Raw genomic sequence first — 604 nt, forward strand, 5'->3', positions numbered from 1 at the left:
ATACCAGCCGATTTACCTGCTACGTTTTTGATTGTGTTACCAACTGTCTCTTCAAGCATGAACATGCCACACTTGATTGGCTCGAACTCTTCACCAGTCTCAGGATTAACTGCACCATTCATTAAATGGGCTGCAATCTCATGAGCGATTAAAGTCTTACCTACAGAAGTACCACCACCAACTGAGATAAGTTCACCAAACCGAATACCATAGGTCATTTTTGTTAGACCAGGCCACGGATAAGATAAACCCCATTCAGGTTTACGTAGAGCATCATCAAGACATTCAGCTACAGTCGCTGAACCAGATGGTGACTCTTTTGCAGCGTTAAATCGGATACAGTTGCTAAGTTCAAGTCCACGTCCTTCCATAAGAAGGTCGTTAGCATCTTTGATTTCTTTCCCGTCCTTGGTCTTACCCTTTGGGATTCGGGCAACCTTGATGTTTGGATACATCTGTCGGATTTTAGCAACTGCTTCTTCACCAGCAGAATCGTTATCCATACAGATAACAATCTCAGCGAAAGATGAAACAAACTTCTGATTACGAGCTAAGGCACTCGCAGCAGAACCAGCACCGTCGGGAAGTGCCACACAAGCTGGTT

The 604-nt window shown here is 44.4% G+C and carries 1 protein-coding gene; it reads right to left on the reverse strand.

The window, feature by feature from the left end:
* A partial coding sequence (locus N1032_RS26395; RefSeq protein WP_259543614.1) for a toprim domain-containing protein occupies positions 1 to 593 on the reverse strand: 593 nt, incomplete at its 3' end.
* Between the last annotated feature and the right edge of the window lie 11 nt (positions 594 to 604).

It is taken from the genome of Herbiconiux daphne, assembly GCF_024979295.1.
GTDB classification, from domain to species: Bacteria; Actinomycetota; Actinomycetes; order Actinomycetales; family Microbacteriaceae; genus Herbiconiux; species Herbiconiux daphnes.